A 24,642-nucleotide genomic window follows, 5' to 3' on the forward strand; every position below is an offset into this window, starting at 1 on the left:
CAAAGGCACGTAAAACGTGGGCACAGCAACTACAACAAAATCATTCTGTTACTATTGCTATGAGTTGTGCCATTGTTGGCTTAAGCCGTTGTGCTTACTATTATCAACCTAAGTTACTGGATGATTCGGTGATTGTTTCGGTGTTGAATGCTATCACTGACCGGCATTTACGCTGGGGCTTTCCCAAATGTTTTAATCGCATCAGAAAGCTCGGCTATAAATGGAATCATAAACGTGTGTATCGGGTGTATTGCCAATTAAAGCTTAATCTCAGGGTAAAGCGTAAATAGCGCATTCCTCCACGATGCCCGGAAAGGTTATTAGTACCCAATAAACAAGGTGAATGTTGGCCAATGGATTTTATGAGTGACAGTAGTCGTAATCAACGTCGCTTTAGAACTTTCAATGTCATCGATGACTTTAATCGTGAGGCGCTAGGCATTGATATTACAGTAAGCTTACCGGCAGGGAGAATTACCCGTTATTTAGATAAACTGGCCGAATATCATGGCTATCCATTAAAAATACGAGTCGATAATGGGCCAGAATTTACAGGAAAAACCTTTATAAACTGGGCTAAATCCCATGATATAGCCATTGATTATATCCAGCCCGGTAGCCCTTATCAAAATGGCTATATTGAACGATTTAATCGTACCTATCGCACAGAGGTACTGGATTTATATCTTTTTAATAATCTGGAGCAGGCAAGAAAGGTAACTGAAGAATGGCTAATCAGTTATAACACCGAACAACCTCATGAAGCATAAAATAACATGACACCTATTGAGTATAAAACATTAAAACAGGCAGCTTAATTTTCTACGTGAGTTGTGTACTAAGTTTGGGGTATTTACAGTTCTGTTATTATTGCTGACAGATCCTTATTTATGTTATGGGCAAAAATAGTGCAGAAAAATAAACTATAAGAAAGTAGTTTTATTTAGTAAATTTAATTTACAATTTACTAAATTTTGATGTGATGTACTAAATCTATAACAATAAGGAATAATTATGTCTAGCAAAGCATTTATAGAATTAGCGTTGAAAACATTATCTTGTAGTCAAAAAGAGCTTTCTATTCGTTTGAATGTATCACCAACGCAGATTTCTAAATGGAAAAAAAATGAAACAATGTCTCAAGAAATGGAGAATAAAATTCGAGAAATAACCAAAATTGGTAATAGGAGCCCACAATTTGTGCTTTGGGCAAATTCAATTGAAAATGCTGATAAATGGGAACGTTTGATTAATTATCTAGCAGATTTAGCGTTAGACAGTGATGAAACTGGTTTTATTACCTATCCATTACAAGAAGAAAAAGATTTATTGTGTGAATATACATTTGAAGTACTTAATGATATGGGAGTTACAATTCCTAAAACATTTCCCAAAGAATTAGATATTGATTTCGATTCTGATTTTAATTCTAATGAAGTTTGGGAAGACTTAGATAATAATCCTTATTTTAATTTAATTTACAATATATATAAATCATTAACTGATGTGTATGGATTTTATGCCGCCTATTTATCTGAACTATTAGATGATTTAGATTTATATGATACTGCTATAAATATTGAATCATGTTTGTTACAACTTGCCGCAAGTAAAGTAGATGTTGATGAACAATTTGCAAAAAATATCAGAATGTTTAAGTATCAAGTTAATAATGATTATGTTAATTGGTTGAATTTCGTGAAAGAAAATGCATTTAAGGCTGGTATGCCATTGAGGGCAGAACTTCTTAATTTAGTTTATGATTCAAACGATGAATTGGGTTGTAAAGCAGAAAAGGAAAGCTTAGGTTACAATTCATCGCGATTACATCCAGATATTTATATGGATGAGTTATTAGTTGGAATGCGAACTATTAATCAAGTTTTAGCGCATATTATGAAAAAACTTGATATTTATGATGAATTTAAATTAGATACATCTGAATTGTATGTTAAGTAAAAATTTATTTATAAATTTAACTTAATGCGGATGGCAAAGGACTAAGTGGTGGAGCTGGCGGGAGTTGAACCCGCGTCCGAAATCTCTACATCCTCGGTACTACATGCGTAGTTTGTTTTTGAATTTCATCTACCCGCTGCGAACAAACACGCCACTGATAAACTAGCTTGATTAAGTTTAATGCTTCCGCCCCAAGCAAGGCTTCCACACGATCTCGTTTGGGTTTGACTCCTCTTGATCCCCGTCCTACGAGCGGAGGCTAGGGAGAGAAGGCTCTATACAGGTTATTAAGCTGCTAGTGCGTAGTTTTCGTCGTTTGCGACTATTTTTTTGCGGTTTATTTACGAGGCCTACCGCACCTCGGCATGCACCTTGGGTTTCGCAAATCCCGTCGAATCCAGAATCAGCCCCAATTGTGAATTGTACCTAAGCACAATATCAGGGCATTATAGGTGAATTCAAGATGGAATACAAGTTAGGCAAGAACTGAGTTAGCCCGATTTTTGAGCGGAGTATATCGCGATCGTTTTAGGCTTGCTATTTAATCAAAATTTACCAATTTTAATTTTGTAAAAAAGTTTCAGGTAACTATGTGTTTCAGTATAAAAATAAAGTTTGTAACCGCTAAATTAGGTTTAGGAATTAATCGTGTTATTTACTGTAATTTGAGAAACAACTGTTATAAATAGATATAAAAAAACAAAACTAACGCCAAATCACAGATAGGCGATATAGTGTTGATATCATAAAGAAAAATCACCGCTACAATGTTTCAGTCGTTTGACCATATATAACGTGCTAAAAAAGTCTGATTTCGAGCTATATTTTTGTAAAAAATATTCAGGATTCTATACCGTTTCGCGGTTATTTGAGAATTTTCAGTCTCTATTTATTAAATCGTGTAATAACCATGGTATTAATCAAACATTCATAAAACCCGCCTGCTAATAAATGAATGGGCAAGCTGAAAGCGATAAGAACTTTAATGAATATGTGATATTTGCTTTTCAGGTTATATTTTTTTGTAAAAAATATTCAGGATTCTATACCGTTTCGTGATCCATTGCGACTTTGCAGTATTTATTAGATCGTGTAATAACCATGGTATCAATCAAACATTCGCAAAACCTGTCTGCTAACAAATGAATGGGCAAGCTGAAAGCGATAAGGACTTTAATGAATATGTGATATTTGCTTTTCAGGTTATATTTTTTTTGTAAAAAATATTCAGGATTCTATACCGTTTCGTGATCCATTGCGACTTTGCAGTATTTATTAGATCGTGTAATAACCATGGTATCAATCAAACATTCATAAAACCTGTCTGCTAACAAATGAATGGGCAAGCTGAAAGCGATAAGGACTTTAATGAATATGTGATATTTGCTTTTCAGGTTATATTTTTTTGTAAAAAATATTCAGGATTCTATACCGTTTCGTGATCCATTGCGACTTTGCAGTATTTATTAGATCGTGTAATAACCATGGTATCAATCAAACATTCATAAAACCTGTCTGCTAACAAATAAATGGGCAAATCGAAAGCGATAGGTACTTTTATGGTGATGTGGCATAACCACTTTTTTACAAATTAGGTATATGACGGTCTGATCATTTTGTATTTTGATTAATGTGAATGAGCAAGTTTTATAATATTTATAACTATTTTAAAATATTTAAAAAATAATTTATATTTAAAATCAAATGGTTAGTTGTTTTTTGCTTAAATATATAAAAAATATATGAAATTAAATTGAACTTTTTGCCGTTTAATCTGTCTATATTAACAGATTACGTTTTTCATTTTTTTGCCTTCCACTCGAATCTTCGAGTGGATTTTTTTTGTCTTATATTTTCCCCTCTAAAGCAATTTATTAAATCCTTTATTTATTATTAACAGTTGGCGCTAGTTTTTTTATTATTTTTGCTAGAAATAATTTGCGCTTATATAGACAGAAAGATAGTATTGCTAAAATTTTGGTTATTTAAATAGCGCCTTTTTATTCGTTATCAAGCCTTTTCAAAAAATTGTTTAAAACTATTTTGAGTATCATTATTTTTAATAATAGTTTAGGCAATAAGCTGTGCTTGGGTTGCGAAATCGTTATGTGAGCAGAGAGAATTATTATGTTATTTTCAAACAGGACACAAGGACACTTAATTGCCTTAATGACAGTGTTTCTTTGGGGAACAACATTTATCGCAACTAAGATATTATTAATTGATTTTAAACCGCTTGAGATCTTGTTTTTTCGATTTGGACTTGGTTATCTAACTCTTTGGATATTATCGCCACGTTTATTGGCTTGGCAGGGCGTTAAGCAAGAGTGTATGTTTTTATGCGCCGGGCTTTGTGGGGTAACTTGTTACTTTTTTTGTGAAAATATTGCATTAACTTATACAACGGCGTCTAATGTTGGGGTGATTACCACTTTAGCACCAATATTTACTGCAATATTATCGATATTCTTTTTGAAGACTGAAACACCACCTAAACGCTTTTATATGGGATGTTTATTTGCAATTGTTGGTGTTGCATTAATTAGTTTTAATGGGCAGTTTGTGCTTTCGCTCAATCCCCTTGGTGATCTGCTAACTATGTTAGCTTGTTTGTTTTGGGCTTGTTATTCAATTTTAGTAAAAAAGAGTAGTAATTATGGTTACAATACAATTTTATTAACAAGAAGATTCTTTTTTTATGGTTTGATGTTGATGTTGCCAGTATTGCCTTTCTTCGATTTTGAATGGCAATTGTCTCGTTTTACCGATCCTGTAAATCTACTCAATATTTTGTTTTTGGGTGTTGGCGCTTCGGCAATTTGTTTTGCATCTTGGAATTATGCCGTTAAATTAGTAGGAGCAGTTAAGATTAGTATTTATTTATATTTGGTTCCGATTCTTACTATTATGGCTGCCGTTGTGATTTTGCGCGAGCCGTTTACTTGGATTGCCGCTATTGGGACATTGTTTACGCTCTGCGGTGTATTATTATCAGAAGGCAAAATCAGCGTAAAAAGAAAATAAGCCCGTTTTTGCTAAATTGAATATGAACAGGCGCATTAGCGCCTGTTTAATCATTTTTTAAAACATTTTGGTATTATGAATCGAATTATTGCATTCTTTTATCAATGGCATCCATGATAACTTTACCCAAATGTTCATAATTTTCATCGAAATGGTGTCCACCGGGTAATTTAAATGTTTCTCCTTTCATTTCTGGTTGTAAGCATCCAGTATCATCTATTTCTTCTTCACCATAAATACAAAATAGTTTGCTGGCAGGAATATTATTGACTTCTGGAGCTGTTTTCATTTCGTTACCTGATTGACCAAGCCAACCACTGATTTCAATTTCAAAATTAGCATTTTTTGAAAATGCGATCATCACAATGGCTTGAACGCTATTTTGATCTGCGCTTGATAAACGATTGTAAAGTGCAGGTAAGATATCTCCGCCAAATGAATACCCGGCAAGCACAAAACGGGTTGTTCCCCATTTTTCACGATATTGTTGCATTAAGTAAGCAAGATCTTTTGCACTACGTTCAACCGAACGATGTTGCCAAAATAGTTTTAATGCATCAACCCCCACTACCGAATAACCGTGCGAAGCCATATACTCGGCTGATACCTTATCTAAATCACGCCAGCCACCATCACCCGAATAATAAAGCGTAACCGTATTAGGGTGAACTTCTTTGCTGGTTGCGGGTAATTCAATAACAGGTAGCTGTTCATGTTTGCCAAATAAAATCGACGCAAGGTGTATACTCAGTAGTTCAACTGGCGAAGCCAGATATTCTCCAATTGCCGTTGTAACAGCGATTTTTTTTTGCTCACGAGGAAATACAGCCACTTCTTCTTCGGGAGGATTATTCCAAATTACTTGCCATGTTCCGTGGTTTGCTTGTGTTGGTAGCGCAGCATCACAATCTTTATGATCGAGTGTGAATTCAATTGATAGTGCTTTAGCATCATCACTTTGTTGTTCGGCTAACCAACGGTATGCAAAAGCAGCTCCTTCTTGCATACCTGCGACAGCAAAATTAGACTCGTCTAACACTTTTACGGCTTGTTTAAACCGATTTTTTTGTTCGGCACAGCTTGCCTGTGGCTTTAATTCAAACTGAACCAGTTTTGCGCCCGTTTTTTCTGATAAATTTAATAGTTGTTGTTCTGTAAAATGATTATCTTTGGTGGCCACTATAACAGCTGCTGCTTCAGCAGTTTGTTTAGGACTTGCCGATATAATAGACAGATCATTGTTGATAGTGATGACGTTTACTGATGCACTGCTTTGGTTTTTTATCAGATACCAACCAACCAAGCCCAGCAAGGTTATGAGGAGCATGATAATTAAAAATAAAATACAACGTATGATTTTTTTCATATTATGGATTCTTATTCTTTTTTAGACCCGTTATGCCGCCTGAAATAAGCATGGTTGTGTCAATGATTGCAACTAAAGGATCTAGTCCAGCAGGCACCGCCATATAACGGGGTTCCCAATGTGTTGCAAACTTCTCTTTAAAGCGACGTAGACCTTGGAAATTATAAAAACGCCCACCACGGCGAAAAACTAATGCACCTAGTCTTTGAATCATGGGAGCACCTCGGCGCCTTTGCATGCCAGCAAGGGGTACCATGCCTAGGCTAAAATATTTATATCCTTTTTCTTGATAATGCAAAATTAATCCAACCATTAAAAATTCCATGGTTAATTTAGGAATATCTTGCACCACTCGCATTAAATCAATACTCGCTGAATGGTTTTGCTTGGTTTCTAACAGATTGACAAAAGCAATAATGCGATCTTCATAGGTAATGGCCGCGATGGTGAAATTATCCAAATATTGTTTAGAAAACGATCCTAATGAGAATCCTTTTTCTTTCGAGTGTTTGTTTTTTAGCCATGCATCAGAGACTGCTTTTAATTCATCGATCGGTGCTGTTCCTGGTGGATAAAATTTTAACGAAAGCCCATCACGTTGCCCTCGGTTCCAAGTATAGCGAAGATCTTTATAATCTTTTGACGCCAAATCAAATATTTTTAAATTGACTAAGGCTTCTTCACCTAATTTAACGGTACGTAAACCAATATCCATATAAAAAGGTAAATTTGCTGCTTTGACTTGATAAAAAACAGGGCGAAGATTATGTTGATCACAAAGGTCACGAAAAGCCCAAATTAAATCAGCACGATCAGCATTATCGCCAATGGGATCATAAAGCGCAATCATACTTCGCCCACGCCTTGCGTACATAATGAATGAGGTTTCGGCCTCATTAAACAGTAATGACTTATCGCCAGTCATAGCAAGCCCGCCTTCAGGCTGTTTGGAATCTAGCATAATTTGGTAAGCCTTGCTAAGCTGGGCTTTGTTGGGTTTAGTTAAAATAGGTAATGCTGGGCGAAAAATCCAAAATAGCATCACACAACTTAATAAAATAAAGCTGCCCAAGGCGGCACGTAATGCTCGTGGCACTTTGCTGTCTAATTCAAATTGCCACCATAAAGCATGACTATAAGGTACATCTTGGTAGATAAATAAAATCACCCATACAAACAGTGCGATCATACCAAAACAGATGGCAAAAAATTTAAAAGAAAAAGGAATGATTATCAAGCGGCTTTTTCGATAAAAAGAGTGCCTAAAATTGATTAATAAGATGGCAATGCTTAATAATACGGTAGCTTCGATCCAATGTAATCCTCGTAATAAAGAAAGCACACTTCCTATTAATAATAATATGACCGCACCCCACCAAGCCGAAAAGAGCCGACGACGTAATCCCATTGCGAGCAATAAACATAAAATACCGATTAAACTCGCAATTAAATGGGTAATGTTGATCACTTTTTTGGGAACCAATGTGTTAACTAAGTCATGATTAAAACCGGGTAATACGCTTGAAAACATCATGACAACACCTGCAAAAAACACGGTAGAGGCCATGACCAACGCAGCAATGCCTGTTTCGGTCTCTTTTACCTGTGGTGCAGTTAAATAGTGCTTGCCTTCATTAACCAGTAATAAGATCCCTGCGGGAATAAGTGGGATTAAAATATAAATAGTTCGATAAATAACAAGCGCAACGGTTAATGGTGCTGCGCCAATTTCTGATGATAATGCCGCTAACATAATGGCTTCAAAAACACCGACCCCTCCAGGGACATGGCTTAGTACGCCAGCAACTAAAGCTAAAATGTAAACCATAATAAAAGTGATGAAATTAGGCTGTGTTGGTAATAAAAAGTAGAGAATAGCACCAGCTAAAATAGCATCAAATAACGTGATAATAAGCTGACAGATTGCTAAGCGGATGCTTGGTAAGCGAATTGTCCAGCGGAATAGTTGAAATAGCCTTGTATCTTTATTGGGTTTTTCGGGTAATTGGTGTCGATACAAAAAAACAAAAACTAAGGCATAAACACAAAATATCGATATTGCGGTTAACCATATGCCATTTTTTGACATATGAAGCGCTAGCATTGTTTGTTGTGTGTGGATTAATGCGGCAATTGTTGCAAATAAAGGTAATGAACAACCTAATGATAACGTCACAAAAAGTGACATTCTGGCCACATCTATGGCGGTTAAGCCTTGTTTAAAATAAAGGCGGCATCGCACAGCTCCCCCAGATAAAACAGACAAACCTATAGCATTACCAATTGCAGAGGCACAAATTGCGCCAAGAATTAACATTGATGCTTTTAATTTGACTCCCGCATAACGGGCTGCTGACCATTCATAACAAATCAACATAAAATAACTACCAACAGCCGATAAGCAAGAAAATAAAATTGCGTTAATTGGAAGATCTCGAAAGGCTTGTTTTAAATCTCTCAGATTAATTTCTTTTAATAGATTCCAACAAATCATTAATGCAATAAAAAAGATAGATAGCCCTAGTAATAAAGCTAGACGTTGGCGGTATCGAGTGAAGCGTTCAATGAACTGCCATGGCAAAACCTTGCGTACTAATGTTTTCACTAGGTGAACTCCAAAATTTGCTTTCATGATGCCTGAGATCTGCGCATTCTACCTTTCCAATCTACTGAAAACAATCGAAAGAAAATAAAGAAACAATAAAAAAACATTAATTACTGAAATTTTACTATTAACGGCGGTGTATTTATTTTAGCCATATAAGATTAAGTTACCATAGAAAGCGCATTTAACTTGCTAATATTATGTTTAGGCGGTAGGAATATGCTTTTTTACATGTGATAGATAATCATTTTATTGAAAATCTTCTGTTAAAAAACAGTATTTTATATTATAATGGTATTGACTTAATTTTTAATTTATGAAATTAGATCTTTTTGTTGAAAATGTATTTGCAAAAATAAAACATTACCATGCAAGTGTTACACGATATGATAAGTTGGCAATAAACTATGCTAGCAGCGTTGTAGTATAGCGTTTGTATGATGTGGATATCAATGTAAAGGAACATCATCATGAAGTTAAAGGAGCAACGAGTTAGAATAAAAAAGAAGAGCAAAAGTTGGTTAGTTAAGCAGTTGGCATTAAGTTACTTTCGGTCTTTTTATCTGTGTCGATTATGTTCCTGTAGTGATTTACCGTTGATATTGCAAAAAAAGGTCATTACTTTTAAATCCATTTTATTTTTGTATTGTTGTATAGGCATTAATCATCCTTTATTTGCTCAGTTACCTAATGTTGAACCCGCAAAAACCGCAAAAGCAATACAGGGTTCGGCGCCTTATTTAACGTTTGATGGTGGGCAAACCCAATCATGGGATACGGATAGATTTTTAGATATCGAGCTACCTGATGGTCAGGTGCTAACCCCAAAAAACAATCCCTCATCAAAAGCCAATCCGCTACCATTGTCACGTGATGGCTTAAAACTTAGCGATATTAAAACGCTCATTCCAACGGGTCAAAATACTATTTCAATGACCGATTTGCTGAATAATAATGGTTTTTGGGCCGATAAAGATGGTGATGGTGATATTACCGCAACAGGGAATTTAACCATTATTGGTCGAGATGCCAATGGTGCCGAAATGGGATTAGATGATACCTTTCAGGATTGCAATGCGCCATATAGTGTAACAATGCAGAGTGATCATAGTATTTTGTCAACGGCTTATGGCTACCCAAATTCAATTCGAATAGCGGCTAATAGCGCCACCTATTACTTAAATCCACCCAAAGGCGCTTGTACTTATTCTGCCAAGCCTAATTTGTCTTTAAGTAATAGTCGAAATAGTTGGGGTGGGTCGAATTATTCAGGGCCACCGAGCGAATGGGACGATGCAAAAGGCTTTAAACGTCAAGATTTAAATAATCCGGCATCAAACTTTCCAACCATGGGGGCATATGGGCTATTTTTTACCATGGATATGGTTGATAGCTTAGGCAGTGAGATGACGTTTGACAAGTCACCAGCAACATCGGGCATTGATTTAACTATAACGGGCAATGGCAGTATTGCCAAGATTCGATTAGTCGGACCCAAAGAGGGGGCTAGCGCCGCCGAGGCAGCAACCGCACTGCCGACGACCTTTTTCTTATATTCCGATAAAGCCAAAACTAATAAAGTATATAGTTTTACCATCAAAAAATGGTTTATCGCAAGAAAGGATTATAGTGGTAGCAATCGTAGTTATGCTCAAGCTGTACAATACTGTAATCAGTTAGGCTATCAAATACCTACAGTTGATCAACTGACTAATGCTAATTCTCGAGAGTGGAATCAAGGTTTAGCAGGTCAGAGAAATAATTATCAACGCCGTATTGGTGGGGGATTATTGGCAGAATGGGGAGAAATTTATGAGTCTGCTAACAGCTACCCTGGTAGTAATTTCAAAAGTAATGAGGTTTATTGGACTAAAAATACATATCAAGGCACTAAACCTTATAATCTTTTAATATACAGCAATATGGGGTCGGTTGGCTATTGGGCGTCTGGAAATACAGTTTGTGTTAATTAAATAAGCGATATAACATTATGAATAATAAAACAAATAAACATAAGCAGGGTGTGATTCAAGCCATACAAGCTTTTGTTAAACAAAAATTGGCTAATGACTTTTCTGGTCATGATATGGCGCATATTGAGCGCGTGGTGAGATTGTCCGAGCAGATTTTAAAGCATGAGCCAAAAGCGAATAGCTTTATTGTGATTGTTAGTGCTTATTTACATGACGTGATTGATGAAAAAGTGGTTGCTGATGTAAATCAAGCTGTCATGGAGTTGCGTGATTATTTAATATTACAGGCGTTAACCGATAGCGAAATTAAAAAGATCTTTGACATTATTGAAAATATGTCATATCGAAAAAATCTTAATCAGAAAAAAACATTATCATTAGAAGGGCAAATCGTGCAAGATGCTGATCGGTTAGATGCATTGGGAGCAATTGGTATTGCTCGCACCTTTTATTATGGCGGCAATAAACATCATATTATGTACGATCCTGATATTTCACCACGAACTACATTGAATGAAAATAATTATAAACAAGCCAATACCGTTATTAATCATTTTTATGAAAAACTTTTTTTGCTTAAAGATAAGATGAATACCCCAATAGCTAAAAAGCTCGCTGAGCAACGGCATCATTTTTTGGTTCAATTTGTAAATCAGTTTGAAAAAGAGTGGCTAGGTAAGGATTAATTAGTTGCTGTTTTATTTTTTATAAACGGTAAAGTGTGGGCAATGATTTTGGCGACTGTAAAACGGATTTTAAACTATTTGGCGCAACGCTCTCTGACTAGAGAGCGCTTTTTACGATTAAAACGGTATTGGTGTACCAACAAGCCATAGCACAATAGGTAATGTGATTAAGCTTAATAATGTACTAACTAAGGTTGCACTTGATACCAGTTCTGGATGAGTATCAAACTGTACTGACATGAGAGTTGTATTGGCGGCACTCGGCATGGCCGCTAATACGATTAATATTTGCTTATAAACTGGCAAAATAGGCATAAAATAGACCATGCCAAATGCGACTATCGGTGAAATGATCATTCGGGTTAGTAATGAAAATGAAAGTTTAGGATAATCCAGTTGTTGGATCTTGATTTTGGCTAATTGCATTCCCAAAATAATCATAATGACAACGATTGAAGAATCACCAATCATGCCAATGGATGTCATTATGGATTTGGACAAAGGAATATGGCACAACTGAAAAAGCATACCTAATAAAGCGCCATAAGCTACTGGCATGCGGATAACTTTATTGATGACATCTTTTTGACTGACAATATCACTACGGGCACTACCTTTTGCTGCATAATAGATGCCAACTGTGCTCATTACAAATTGTTGCAATACCATCATAATCACGCCAAGGTCAAATCCCACGGTGCCAAAAAAGACTAACAGTACAGGAGTACCATAATTACCATTATTCATAAAACATGAACTTAAAATCATGGCACAGCGCTCTTTGGCTGAATATTTCATCATCATAGACCAAATGGAAATGATAAGGACCAATGAAAAACAGAGACCAAAAATATAACAGATATAAAATAAATAATCGGCTGTTAACGTATGCGTATAAAATGTTTTAAATGCCAAAAATGGGGATAGTACATAAAGTGACATTTTTGATAGATTAGCAACATCAAAATTTAAGGCTTTTTGTGCGATAAACCCGACAATAAAAATAGCAAAAATGGGGAACAAAATAATAAAAAATTGCATAAGCGATGTCTTTAATTTGATTAATTAGTTCATTGAATCAATGGTAGTTACGATCAATTCTCGTAATTGATTACAGGTAGTGTCATCCAGTGCATTGTTGTATTTATCTGTTAAGATAAATAAATCTTCAATATGTTCACCAATAGTGGCAATTTTAGCACTCCGTAATGATAAATCTAAATTAGCAAATATCTCGCCGACACAAGCAAGTAAGCCAGGCATGTCTAATGCAATGAGCTCCATATACGTTTGCCTTTCATTGAAAGCGGATAAAAAATTGACTTGTGTTGGTACAGAAAAAGATTGCAATCTTTTCTTTGGTGGTTTAATTGTCACTCCTTGATAAACAGGGTGTTGTAGTGCCTTTTCTAGAGCTTTGATAATGCCTTGATGCCGATCTGCTTGCACTGTTTGCCCATTTGGTTCAAGTACAATAAATGTATCAAGGGCAAATCCTTTTTTATTGGTAATAATGAGTGCATCATGAATAGTTAAATTATGCATACTGAGTGTATTACAAACAGTTGCAAATAGATAAGGTCTATCTGGCGAATAAATAAAAATCTCACTGCCACCATGATATGGATTTGGATTGATTAACACTAAGGTTTGCGTTAAATCATGATGTAATAAATTTTGAGCATGTATAACAATTTGTTCTGTTGTATACCGCAGAAAGTAGTCAACTCGACAGTCTTGCCAAAGATTCTTGATTTGCCATTCATCGTAATTTTGTTTGAGTAAAGTCGCGAGTGCTTCTTGTTTGTGTTGCCTTGCAATACTTCGTTGCTCTGGAATTTGGTGGATACCTGAATCAAAAGATCGCATTGCGGTAAAATAGAGCTCACGCATTAGGCTTTGCTTCCAACTATTCCAAAGCGTTTCATTGGTTGCACAAACATCGGCAATAGTTAAACAGAGCAAATACTGTAAGCGGCGCTTACTTTTTACTTGTTGAATAAATTCTCTAATCACGGCGGGATCTTGCAAATCGCGATTTTGTGCGGTTACCGACATCAGTAAGTGATAGCGTACTAACCAAATAATTAAATCGGTATCTTTGGCATCTAGCTGGTGTAATTGACAAAATTTTTCAACGAGCTGTGCGCCTATTTCAGAATGATCACCGTGTCGACCTTTACCTATATCATGAAATAAACCTGTGATAATAAGTAGTTCTGGTTTGGATAATTTAGCAAATACGGTCGAACTGTTAGGATGCTTTTGTTTGCCGCTATCTGTTTTTAGGTTATCTAATTCAATTAGCAACCGAATGGTATGTTCATCAACGGTATAAGCATGAAAAAGATCAAATTGCATCATGCCAGCGATATGCTTCCAGTCTGGAATATATGCGGCTAATATGCCATATTGATGCATGGGTAAAATGGCTTTTTTTATTGCGTCAGGGTGTTTGATGATCATCATAAAAATTTGCCGAGATTTAGGATCTTCACATAGCAAAGCTTTTAATTTTCTTCTTGCCGAACGTAACTGCCTAATGGTGTTTGAATAAAGCCCTGTAATTTGTGGATTAAGCAAAATAGTATAAAAAAGCTGCATAATCATGACAGGATCTTTTTTAAAGAGGTTATCATCTTTTATATCAATTAAGTTTTCTCTAATTTGAAAATATTCATCAATATCATAAGGTTTATTTTTTAGGTTATTCTCAAGTATCGATTCATAAAACAGTTGTAATAACATCTGATTGAGTTCAGTAATATTGTGAGCGACACGGTAGTAGTCGTGCATCATTTTTTCTACTGGTGTGTTACCTTCACCTTTGTAACCTAGCATATTGGCAATGCTAAGCTGCCGATCAAAAAGCAAGCGGTTATCATAACGTGAGATCACGCAGTGTAAGGCAAAACGCATTCGCCATAAAAATTTACGGCAAGTTTTGAAGTCTTCAATATCTTCAGGGGTTAAATAATTGAAGTCAGCCATTTTTTGTAAAAATTTACCCCCAAAATGGCGAATGGCGATCCATTGGATTATCTGCATATCGCGCAATCCGCCTGGGCTATTTTTCAAATCAGGTTCTAGATTATAAGAGGTACTGTGATACTGCTGGTGGCGATTTTGTTGTTCTTTAATTTTTGCTTTATAAAAAGCACGAGAAGGCCATATCTTATCGCTAAAAATTTGTTTGTGTAATTCATCTAATAGTAATTGATTGCCAGAGATAAGTCTTGATTCAATCAAATTACTCATTATGGTGATATCATTTTTCGCTTCTTGTAGACAAATTCTCAATGTTCTAACACTGTGACCTATATCTAAATGCAAATCCCATAACAAGCGAACCAAATCACCGATCTGTTTTTCAATCTCTTTAGTCAATGGGTAGTCACTTAGAATCAAAATATCAATATCTGACAATGGATGTAATTCAGCCCGACCATAGCCCCCAACGGCAACCAAAGCGATGCGATTGCGTTTGAAAAAAGAAGAAACATGTTTAGGAATTTGGTAAAAACACCATAAACGCTGAAGTAAACGGTCAATAAATTGGCTGCGCAAATGCACTAATATATCAATATCTGTTTGTTGCTCAAATTGAGCCATTGACCATTGCTGAAACTCATCAAGTTGCTGTTTAAGGTAGCTAACATTTATCTGATCATCACTAAAATCAAGAGGAGAGACAGGATAAGATAAGTGCGTTTGATTCATAGTAACAACATTAAAATAGAGAAAATATTAAACAATATCCTTACCCGATTTCACGTTGCTGTCAAGCAACAGTTTGTTATCATTAACAATGCTGTTGATTAACGCACCTTATTTAAGTTATCTAAATTATTTAGTTATTATTTTTTTCATTAAACATGTTCAAATAGTATCATTTCAAAACCATCAGGGTTAAAAGGTAAATTATCATAGAGTTGAGGATTATTTTGGTCTTCAATCTCATGGGTGGTAAATAATAAATTGCCTTTATTATCAAGATATTGGTTCAGGATATCTCCTTCATTTGATATTTCAATATGGTTAGTTTTAATGCCCTGCTCATTAAACCTTTCTAATATCGCAGTAATGTTTTTCTTTTTACAATGTATAAATGTTCTGATGGTGGTTCCTTGTTCATTTTTGATAATTTGAGATAACGGTATATAACTACCTTTTTCATACTTGGTTTCTATCATTAATTTAGGTATCACTAGGCTTTCAAGTACGGTCAATTTACTGCTAATAGGGGCATTTTTTTTATATTCAAATTCGGTGGATAACCGCTGTATTCGTTTTTTTTGTAATATTGATATGATTTTGCCCATTTCTTTTTCAACACGGATATAAGTGGGTAAGCTAACAGCCTGCTCAATGCTATCTAATGGCGTTAATTGGTCTTTATCTGTCAGCGTATAAAAATACACACCATTTTCTAATGATTTAAACTGCGCTAAAGGTAGTGAAATTGGCGATTGTTGCCATTTTGTTTTATTGATTTTTTTATACTGATAATTATCACCTATTTCTACATGGATTAAATCGCTATATTTATCATGAGGAGATTGGTTTTCGGCTTGAATTAAAGTTAATGGAGCTTGATGGGGGAAGTTTTTGTATCGCTCTGCCATAAAACCGGGAAAAGGTAATTGATGGTAATAAACTTGATGGGGCTTAATACCTAAATATTGTGCTCTATTAATCGCCTCACTATCGTATTTACTATTATCATCCAGACCCTGTTCAAACAACGAATCCGTAAATAACATATGGGCTTTTTTTACATCTATCATTAATTTATTGTAAGGATAGGGTTCGGGTAAATCTTTTTCAAAATCAAAGATGTCTTCAGGCTCCCTATTTTTTGTTTTTATAACTTGACCTGCTTTATTAAGTATTTGGTTTTCTGCATGTATTAGGGACTGGTTATGATGAATGACATGATTAGTTTTTATGCCTTGCTTGTCAAAGTAGTCCGCAATGCTATAAAGATTAATTTCTCTAATATAATTTTCAATTGAATAGCGCCCCGTTATCGGGTTTTTTCTCGTTGCTTGAGTCATTAGTCCCGTATTTTCATCAAAAAGGACTTCAGAGGTGTAAATAATATTATGCTCTGTATCATATTTTACTATTTTAAGTTGCTTTAAATTGTTATTACCCCAATAATCATAACGATAATGGCTAATTAGTGCTAAAGGTCTTTTTTGAATACTGACCACAATACCGTGCTTTTTTTCAACCCGCAGATAGCAAGGTAATTCAAACACTTCTTCAAATGAAGCGTGTTGTTGTAATTGTTTATGCTCATCTAAGGTATAAAAATAAACACCATCCTCTAGCGATTGAAAAGAATCGGTCGGATATAATATTTCAATAATATTGCGTTTACGTTGCCATATATCACTATATTGATAATTCTGATTTAATTTGATCTGAGCAATACTTTGAGTTGCGATTTCATACATATCAGGATGGTTTTCTAGAGCAATTACCGATGTGGATAAGTCTTCTTCAGGAAAGCTATATTTTTTATCAATAAAAATATCAAAATCACGTTGAAAATAGACTTTATTGGGTATAATGCCCTGTGTTTTTAGTTTTTTGACTAGTTGTGCTTGTTGGTCTTGCATCTTTACCTCGGCTAAAACAGATTGAAAAGTTGCTATCCATAATACAAAAGAAAATAAACATATTTTTATTAAATGTTTCATGTCATTATTAACTCCTTTAAATTTAGGTTTACCTGTTGCATTATTCTGACTTTGCTTTTTTAGATATATCTGATAGTTTTTTTATTAGTATTTTTCTTATTATATTTTTTTCTGTTGTGTTTTCAGGAAGGTTATCTAAAGATTTTTTATAACGGATAAAATGCCTATCTTGCTTTAGCCCAATACAATCAGGATCAGCTAAATTACAGGTAGCTAATAATAAAAATAAAAAAGTATGGCAATTGGTTTCCTTATAACTGTCATTGGTCCAACTCCATTCTTCATGTGCTCCATCCTGTTGTATTGCATCAAATTCTTCGGCAAATTGCCTAATTTCATCAAATATCTGCTCTTCATTTCGCGTATCATTAGGCAACAAATAAGGCGATGTTGTAAATTTGATTTTCTCCAAATGGAAATGACCATTTTGATGCGGATCAAAGGCTCGGCAAGAATGGTCATTATTATTTTTTTTGCGCCCTGCATTCCGGTCTTTTGTTGGCGTTAATTCAGTTAATTGTTTGTTCTGATCTTTCTTTCGTCTTTTGGGGTGGTCACCATTTAAAGTACCATCGCTAGAAATGATGTTTTTGCCATTAAAAATATTTATAGGTTGGAAAGGAAAACCTACAGGATACCAACCATAACTTTCTCGAAAGCCATTGGCTTTACTTGAGATTTGTAATGGATTTTTATCGTTATCAACAAGATCTTTTTCTTTTAATCCCCTTTCACGTGAATTTTTCATTACTTCATCTATTTCAGATTCGTCTTCATGTAAAAATTCAATCCAAAAATGCCCAACTTCAAATACCAGCAAATTAACGGGTATTCTTCGAATTAAAATTTTTTCTAATGGTCTCACTCCCGCCTTGACTTTGGCAATTACTTTTGAGGATTGACGGGGATAGGTGACGGATTTTACGGTTATCCAAGTCATAAAACAATCCTTAATCTTTTTATCAATACGAGCTATATTTTCTATATAGCGACAGTTGGTAATAGTAGTTTCCTTAGGCTCAATGTATTAAATTCTTTTTAGAAAAATGCCGTTAAAATAAAATAGTACAAAGTCAAATAATATCCTTACTAAATTTAAGGTCGTTGTCAAGCAACAGTTTGTTATCATTAACAATGCCGTTGATTAACGCACTTTATTTAAATTATTTAGAGGCCACTCCATAGCATAGAAATTTAACTCGAATGCCAGCGCTTGCTTTTTTATATTGATACAATTTGGTGCTTTATCATGGTTTTCTAGTTTACTTCCCTCTGTTTTTATAATAGCGAATTACTACTTTTGAGTTGCAATAGTTTAAGGGAGAGCTACATCATTGTCCCTGTGATGAGCAATATCATGGATATTATTTGGTATCAATTCCATTCGTTTCTTTTATCTTAATTTCCTACAATTGATGCTATCAAATTAGTGTTGATTTAACTCTAGCAATAGCAAATTAACAATATTTCTAAAAGTTTGCTGATCACATCATGATGGAGGATGAAATGGGAAATGAATCTAACGACCAAATGTTTTTTCAAGATTTGATTCTTTTAGATAAAGACTTTCAAGATACAAATCAATTTTTCGATTTTACTTTTCCTATTTTAAAAAGTGGTGGTTATGTAAATCATTCCTTTTTAGATGCAATTAAACAAAGAGAGTCTTCATTTCCTACCGCATTACCAACTGAGCCTTATGTGGTTGCGATGCCGCATACTGATGTCGAACATGTTATTAGACCGTTTATCTTTTTTACTCGAGCCAAAGAAACCATTCCATGGCGTGAAATGGCAAATAATGACCATGTGTTAAAGGCTAACCTTGTGTTTTTGCTAGGGTTTAATCAAAAGGATGGGCATATTGATTTATTGCAAAAATTGATGTCCTGCTTTGTGAATTCGCGTTTTTTAGAAGAACTTTATCACGCAAAAACTGAACATGAAATTTTTACACTATTGACATCCAATATCAATTTATAAGGAGGCATTATGAAAAAAGTTATTGTTGCATGTGGCAGCGGAGTGGCCACATCACAAACCGTCGCCAGCAAGGTTACTCGTTTATTAAAAGAACGGAATCTTGATGAGATAAAAGTAGAAGTTGTAGATCTGAAATCTGTCGATACTCACATTAAAAATAGTGCTGCTTATATAGCGATAACTAAAATTGAAAAACAGTACCCTATTCCTGTCATCAATGGTATTGCGTTTCTAACAGGAATAAATATGGAAGCGGAGCTACAAAAAATTATTGATGCCTGTAAATAGGAGTACAAATATGGAATTTTTAGGAACAATTATAAATTATATTTTGAATTTAGGTGCGCCAGTTTTTGTACCATTCATTATGCTCATTGCGGGTTTAATTGTACGCATGAAATTTAGAGATGGTGCTTCGGCTGCCATTACGCTAGGTGTGGCATTTGTTGGTATGAGTATGTTGATTGGTTTTATGGTGGGTGCTATTGGCTTAGCTGCGCAAACTATGATGGAGCGAACAGGAATTGAATTGAGTATTATCGATGGCGGGTGGACAACTATGGCGAACGTATCTTGGGCTTGGCCATATGCTTTTCTTATGTTTCCTTTGCAAGTAGGTGTCAATATTTTAATGTTGGTATTAAAAAAGACTGATACCTTTAACGCAGACTTATGGAATGTGTGGGGAAAAATTTTTACCGCATTTATTGTGGTTGCCGTCGCTACCCCAATTTTAGGTGCTGTTGTGGCTTTGCCTCTTGCCTTTATTATTGCTACTTTGCAGATCATATTAGAGCTTAATTCGGGGGATATTAACCAACATCGAATTGAAAAACTAACGGGCATTCCGGGGGTAACTTGTACTCATAGAATGTTATTTTTCAGTGCGATTTATTATCCTTTTGATCTTCTTCTTCGCAAAATACCTATTTTAAATAAACCAATGGATGCAGCGACATTACGTTCTAAAATTGGTGTATTTGCTGAAAATCATGTGATTGGTTTTTTGTTAGGTGTGATTTTCGGGATTATTGCTGGTTATGATGTTGCAGCTATTTTAATGCTGGGTGTGCAAGCCGCTACAGCGCTTATGTTATTTCCAATGATTTCTAAGTTATTTATGCAGGCATTATCGCCAATTTCTGAAGCAATTAGTGAATATATGAATAAACGCTTTGCTGGACGTAAATTATTTGTTGGCTTGGATTGGCCATTTATGGGTGGTTCAAGTGAGATTTGGTTTACAGTTATCGCTGCTATTCCTTTTACCTTAATTTGGGCTGTTATTTTACCTGGTAACAAGCTTCTCCCTTTTGCTGGCATTATCAATTTGGCACTTATTGTTCCTGCATATATTTTAACTAAAGGAAACACATTAAGAATGGTGATTTTAGCCATCATTGGTGTGCCATTCTTCTTATTTGTTGGAACTCAATTTGCACCGATTATTACCGATTTAGGATTAACAACTAAGGCTATTGATATCCCAGCTAATCAGCTAATTTCAAATAGTTCAATCGATGCGCCTATTTTTACTTATGCATTTTCATTTATTTGGCAATGCTTAAAAGGCTATTTTGCTCCATTATTTTTTGCTGTTTATTGGTGTGTGGGGTATTTCTTTTATGCTTGTGAACTGCGCAAAGAGGCTATGCAGGATATAGCAGAAAAAAATAATGAATAAATGAGTTATAAAGTATTCGTTGAACATATTTTGCAGTAAATCTGGTGGTAAGGTTAGTTACCATCAGACAACGAACAATAAGGTAATTATTATATGGTTGTCGATAAGCGAATTCATGCTGTTTTAAAAGCATTAATTCATAATCCAAATATGAGTGGCGTTGAGCTTCAATCTGAATTTGGGTTAACTCGTAAACAGCTTAGTTATACCATTAAGAAAATTAATGACTTTCTTGAATCATCTAATCTTGAATTAATTAAACGATTTAAAACAGGTAAGTTTAGTGTTCCTAAATTAGTGATCGAAACCTTTAGGGATGAGCCTGTATCGCTTGCTATTGGACGTTATATTTATTCTGAAGATGAACGAGTTCATTTACTACTCTTTTTTCTATTAATTAGAACGGAAAGAATGTCGTTAATACATCTTTCTTCGTCGCTTACTGTCAGTCAAAACACCGTTATCAATGATATCAAAAAAGTACAAGCAATGATTGTTCAATATCATTTACAAATCAACTATGACCGCGAGAATGGTTATCGCATTATCGGTAATGAAATTGACAAACGTTATTTGTTGCTAAAATTAATTCGTCGAATTATTAGTATGCCAATAGCTGACAAAATTTTTAGAGAAAATGAGATTATTACCCAAGGTCGTTTAGAACAAGTGGGGCAGGTTTTCAGCGAAATAGAAAAAAAATTAAAAATTGTTTTTACTGATGAGCAGTTGCAAGAGCTAACTTACTTTATTTGTTTTATGTTACAGCGCATAGAAACCGATAAAAAAATTACGCTTTTGCCAGAAAATTATACTGAAGTTGCAAATGGTCGTGATTTTCAATTATTGAAAAAGCTCATTGAAAAATTTGGTATTACTGATCTTAATGAGCAAATTTTTTTAATGGTATTAGTGCAAAGCTCTAATATACAAACTCTATCCGATAAATATTTCCATTTAGATGCGGTGCTATTAGAAAGTGTCGTTGAGGTTATTGCTAATTTTGAACAGATTAGTTGTATCACCTTTAAAGATAAGAGCGAACTGATTGAACGTATTTATCAGCATTGGAAACCTGCTTATTATCGTATTCGATATCATATTTCTAATATCAACAGTGTATATGACATTGTATTGCAAGAATTTGGTCACTTACATGAAATGGTACGAAAAGCGATTTCCCCTTTTGAAAAAATATTGCATTGTAATATGCCAGATGAAGAGGTCGCTTTTATTACTGTACTTTTGGGCGGTTGGTTAACTCGAGAAGGTTTGATTAATCGAATTAAAACAAAGAAGATCGCTATTTTTGTTTGCGAAAATAGTGCAACTGTCTCAACTTATCTTTACCTGACTTTACAAGTATTGCTTCCTGAATTACATTTTTCTGATGCCATGTCTAAACGTGAGTTCGAAAAATATCATCATTATTATGATATCGTTTTTTCTACCTCACATTTATCTACCGATAAATTATTATTTATTGTTAATCCTTCACTGAATAACTTTCATAAAAATGCTTTTCGTCATCAAGTGATCGGCACTTTACAAGGTATTGATCCTAGCATTATTCAAATTGATGAGATGATGTTAATTATTGAAAAATATAGCAATATCAAAGATCAAAAAGCACTGCAAAAGGAGTTAACCGCATACCTTTATAACGATGAAATGAATGATAACCCCGTACTAATAACACAACAGGAAATTCCTTCATTAGCTGATTTAATGCAAAAAGAACATATCAATATTATAGAAAAAGTGAATATAGCATGGGAGGATGCATTGGCATTAGCCGCTCAACCATTGTTAAACAACCAATCCATAGAAAGTGAGTATCTTGAAAGAATGGTGAATAAAATCCAATTTGAGCAACCTTACATTATGCTGGTCGATGGGTTAATTATTGCCCATGCTGGTATTGATGATGGTGTAAATAAAGTCGCTATGTCTTTACTTAAATTATCAGAAAGAATCACTATTTGTGGTTATATGCAAGCTGATTTAATTGTTGTTTTAGCAACAAATAATCCTCAAAAACACCTTAAAGCACTTGCTCAATTAAATGAATTATTAGAATTTCACGAAGGCGCAACGCGCATACGAAATGCCAAAAATAGCAATGAAATTTGGGAGTTGTTTGCCAATTATCAATGAATATCTTGTCAAAATAGGAGTTACACAATGTTAGAGATACAAAAACAATATGTAGTCGACATGGCTAAAAAATCGAGTGAGTGGGGGCTTTGTAAACATAAAGCAGGTAATTCTAGCGTTCGTGATAAAGAGTCAGGGTATGTTCTTGTCACGCCAACAACAATTGATAAAAAGTTGTTAACAATTCGGGATATTGTTGTGATGGATCTTGATGCTAATGTTATTGAAGCCGATTCAGGATTGAGACCAACCAGTGAGTGTTTAATGCATCTTGAGATTTATAAAGCTCGTCCAGATGTTTTTGCTATTTCACACACGCATTCTATTTTTGCAACATCATTTGCTGTATTAGCAAAACCTATTCCTGCCGTTGTTTATGAGTGTGCAATTCTTAATTTAAAAGATGGTGTGATCCCTGTTGCACCCTATGGGCGACCGGGTACCCCAGACCTTTCAAATAGCGTTATAGAACCCATAAAACGAGCTGATGCCATTTTAATGGAAAAGCATGGTGCTATTGCCGTAGACAAAGATCCGTATGAAGCTGTATTAAAGGCTGCATATATTGAAGAAATGGCTGAAATATACTATCACGCTTTACTGATTAATGGCGGTAAAGATCCGGGTGGATTTCCGTCAGAGGAGTTACAGCGTTGGGCCTATCCTTCACAAATTAAATTTAAAAAATAATTTTTAGTCTATTTATTTTAGTCAATTAATAGAAAAATAGTGAATCAGTAAAAAATTTTATTTTAAAAAATTAGATGTTGTTTGAATACTTAGACATTTTATCAATAATACTTAGAATATTCTTTTATCGATATTGTGATGATGATGTCCGCCGATGATATCGGCGGATTTATTGTTTTATTGGGTTTGGATATATTCATTCATATATTTTAAGATATACGCCATTGAAGCCGCTCCCGGATCCATGTGACCGATTGCGCGTTCACCTAAATTTTTAGTTCGTCCAAATACAGCGATCATCTGTTTCGTTTTTTCTGCGCCTTCCATAGCAGATTGTGCTATTTTAGGGAGCGCATCGATTAACTTCGAAGATGTTAATTGACTTGCGGTTGTTGCACTAGCTGCTAAGGCATCAACCATAGTCTTATCCCCTGGTTTGGCTTTTCCGCGTTGATAGACTGCCTGCCAACCTTCGTTAAGGAGTTTTGATAATACATCAGAATCAAACTCTGTTACGCCTGTAATACTTTTTCCGCCCGCTCTAAATAAAGTACCAAAAATAGCGCCAGAAGCTCCGCCCATACTTATCATTAATTTTGTACCAATTTGCGTAAAAAAATCACCTATATTAGTTGGTTGAAATTTTTCGTCTTGTAGTAGCACCATGATAGCTGTAAATCCACGTTTCATACCGATACCGTGATCGCCATCGCCGACTAATTGATCTAAAGCGGTTAATGTTGGTTCACTTTCGATCATTTTTTTTGCGGTAAATAACATCATTTTACGAACTTGTAATAAATTCAT

18 protein-coding genes, 1 other RNA gene and 1 pseudogene are annotated in these 24,642 nt (G+C 34.8%); 12 read left to right on the forward strand and 8 right to left on the reverse strand.

Annotated features, from left to right (window positions below; genetic code table 11):
• The 3 genes from ACYIAL_RS11625 to ACYIAL_RS11635 all read left to right on the forward strand — a co-directional run.
• Positions 1-290 (forward strand): IS3 family transposase (locus ACYIAL_RS11625; RefSeq protein WP_483751765.1); only part of this gene is annotated, 290 nt, incomplete at its 5' end.
• Positions 291-293: 3 nt separating this feature from the next.
• On the forward strand, positions 294-770 hold the full coding sequence (locus ACYIAL_RS11630; protein WP_483751781.1) for an integrase core domain-containing protein: 477 nt from the start codon (positions 294-296) through the stop codon (positions 768-770).
• Positions 771-1,014: 244 nt separating this feature from the next.
• The gene (locus ACYIAL_RS11635) at positions 1,015-1,959 is read left to right on the forward strand and encodes an XRE family transcriptional regulator (protein ID WP_483751766.1); all 945 of its coding nucleotides are present in this window, start codon (positions 1,015-1,017) and stop codon (positions 1,957-1,959) included.
• A 46-nt stretch (positions 1,960-2,005) separates the two neighbouring features.
• On the opposite strand, the gene ssrA is transcribed toward ACYIAL_RS11635, so the two are convergent.
• Positions 2,006-2,370: a transfer-messenger RNA gene (gene ssrA, locus ACYIAL_RS11640) on the reverse strand.
• A 1,716-nt stretch (positions 2,371-4,086) separates the two neighbouring features.
• Here ssrA and ACYIAL_RS11645 point away from each other — a divergent pair.
• Entirely contained in the window at positions 4,087-4,983 is an 897-nt protein-coding gene (locus tag ACYIAL_RS11645) for a DMT family transporter (RefSeq protein ID WP_483751767.1), read from the forward strand.
• Positions 4,984-5,068: 85 nt separating this feature from the next.
• Here the strand turns inward: ACYIAL_RS11645 and ACYIAL_RS11650 are convergent, their stop codons facing one another.
• Positions 5,069-6,349: a virulence factor family protein gene (locus tag ACYIAL_RS11650; RefSeq protein ID WP_483751768.1), complete on the reverse strand. Its 1,281-nt coding sequence runs from the start codon at positions 6,347-6,349 to the stop codon at positions 5,069-5,071.
• Position 6,350: 1 nt separating this feature from the next.
• Positions 6,351-8,954, reverse strand: a complete 2,604-nt coding sequence (gene mprF / locus ACYIAL_RS11655; RefSeq protein ID WP_483751769.1) for a bifunctional lysylphosphatidylglycerol flippase/synthetase MprF — start codon at positions 8,952-8,954, stop codon at positions 6,351-6,353.
• Positions 8,955-9,288: 334 nt separating this feature from the next.
• On the opposite strand from mprF, the pseudogene ACYIAL_RS11660 reads away from it, so the two are divergent.
• The 3 genes and pseudogenes from ACYIAL_RS11660 to ACYIAL_RS11670 form a co-directional block, all read left to right on the forward strand.
• A pseudogene (locus tag ACYIAL_RS11660) lies at positions 9,289-9,384 on the forward strand (IS5/IS1182 family transposase); the annotation flags it as partial.
• A gap of 40 nt (positions 9,385-9,424) precedes the next feature.
• Positions 9,425-10,927: a hypothetical protein gene (locus ACYIAL_RS11665; RefSeq protein WP_483751770.1), complete on the forward strand. Its 1,503-nt coding sequence runs from the start codon at positions 9,425-9,427 to the stop codon at positions 10,925-10,927.
• Between the two features lie 17 nt (positions 10,928-10,944).
• Complete coding sequence (locus ACYIAL_RS11670) at positions 10,945-11,613, forward strand: HD domain-containing protein (protein ID WP_483751771.1); 669 nt, start codon at positions 10,945-10,947, stop codon at positions 11,611-11,613.
• Between the two features lie 117 nt (positions 11,614-11,730).
• Here the strand turns inward: ACYIAL_RS11670 and ACYIAL_RS11675 are convergent, their stop codons facing one another.
• The 4 genes from ACYIAL_RS11675 to ACYIAL_RS11690 all read right to left on the reverse strand — a co-directional run bounded on the left by ACYIAL_RS11675 (position 11,731) and on the right by ACYIAL_RS11690 (position 18,261).
• Positions 11,731-12,654, reverse strand: a complete 924-nt coding sequence (locus ACYIAL_RS11675; RefSeq protein WP_174797010.1) for an AEC family transporter — start codon at positions 12,652-12,654, stop codon at positions 11,731-11,733.
• Positions 12,655-12,678: 24 nt separating this feature from the next.
• Positions 12,679-15,333, reverse strand: coding sequence for a bifunctional uridylyltransferase/uridylyl-removing protein GlnD (glnD, locus tag ACYIAL_RS11680; RefSeq protein ID WP_483751772.1), 2,655 nt, complete (start codon positions 15,331-15,333; stop codon positions 12,679-12,681).
• Between the two features lie 149 nt (positions 15,334-15,482).
• Positions 15,483-17,321 (reverse strand): hypothetical protein, encoded by a 1,839-nt coding sequence (locus ACYIAL_RS11685; RefSeq protein WP_483751773.1) that lies wholly within the window; start codon positions 17,319-17,321, stop codon positions 15,483-15,485.
• Between the two features lie 40 nt (positions 17,322-17,361).
• The gene (locus tag ACYIAL_RS11690) at positions 17,362-18,261 is read right to left on the reverse strand and encodes a hypothetical protein (RefSeq protein WP_483751774.1); all 900 of its coding nucleotides are present in this window, start codon (positions 18,259-18,261) and stop codon (positions 17,362-17,364) included.
• 566 nt (positions 18,262-18,827) lie between these two features.
• On the opposite strand from ACYIAL_RS11690, the gene ACYIAL_RS11695 reads away from it, so the two are divergent.
• The 5 genes from ACYIAL_RS11695 (at position 18,828) to ACYIAL_RS11715 (ending at position 23,835) form a co-directional block, all read left to right on the forward strand.
• Positions 18,828-19,304 (forward strand): PTS sugar transporter subunit IIA, encoded by a 477-nt coding sequence (locus tag ACYIAL_RS11695; protein WP_483751775.1) that lies wholly within the window; start codon positions 18,828-18,830, stop codon positions 19,302-19,304.
• Between the two features lie 9 nt (positions 19,305-19,313).
• Positions 19,314-19,592: a PTS sugar transporter subunit IIB gene (locus ACYIAL_RS11700; protein ID WP_065566501.1), complete on the forward strand. Its 279-nt coding sequence runs from the start codon at positions 19,314-19,316 to the stop codon at positions 19,590-19,592.
• Positions 19,593-19,602: 10 nt separating this feature from the next.
• Entirely contained in the window at positions 19,603-20,988 is a 1,386-nt protein-coding gene (locus ACYIAL_RS11705) for a PTS galactitol transporter subunit IIC (RefSeq protein WP_483751776.1), read from the forward strand.
• A 93-nt stretch (positions 20,989-21,081) separates the two neighbouring features.
• The gene (locus ACYIAL_RS11710; RefSeq protein ID WP_483751777.1) at positions 21,082-23,145 is read left to right on the forward strand and encodes a BglG family transcription antiterminator; all 2,064 of its coding nucleotides are present in this window, start codon (positions 21,082-21,084) and stop codon (positions 23,143-23,145) included.
• A 27-nt stretch (positions 23,146-23,172) separates the two neighbouring features.
• Positions 23,173-23,835: a class II aldolase/adducin family protein gene (locus ACYIAL_RS11715; RefSeq protein WP_483751778.1), complete on the forward strand. Its 663-nt coding sequence runs from the start codon at positions 23,173-23,175 to the stop codon at positions 23,833-23,835.
• Between the two features lie 177 nt (positions 23,836-24,012).
• Here the strand turns inward: ACYIAL_RS11715 and dhaL are convergent, their stop codons facing one another.
• Entirely contained in the window at positions 24,013-24,642 is a 630-nt protein-coding gene (gene dhaL, locus ACYIAL_RS11720) for a dihydroxyacetone kinase subunit DhaL (protein ID WP_174797018.1), read from the reverse strand.

The organism is Gilliamella sp. X-57 (genome assembly GCF_057063565.1).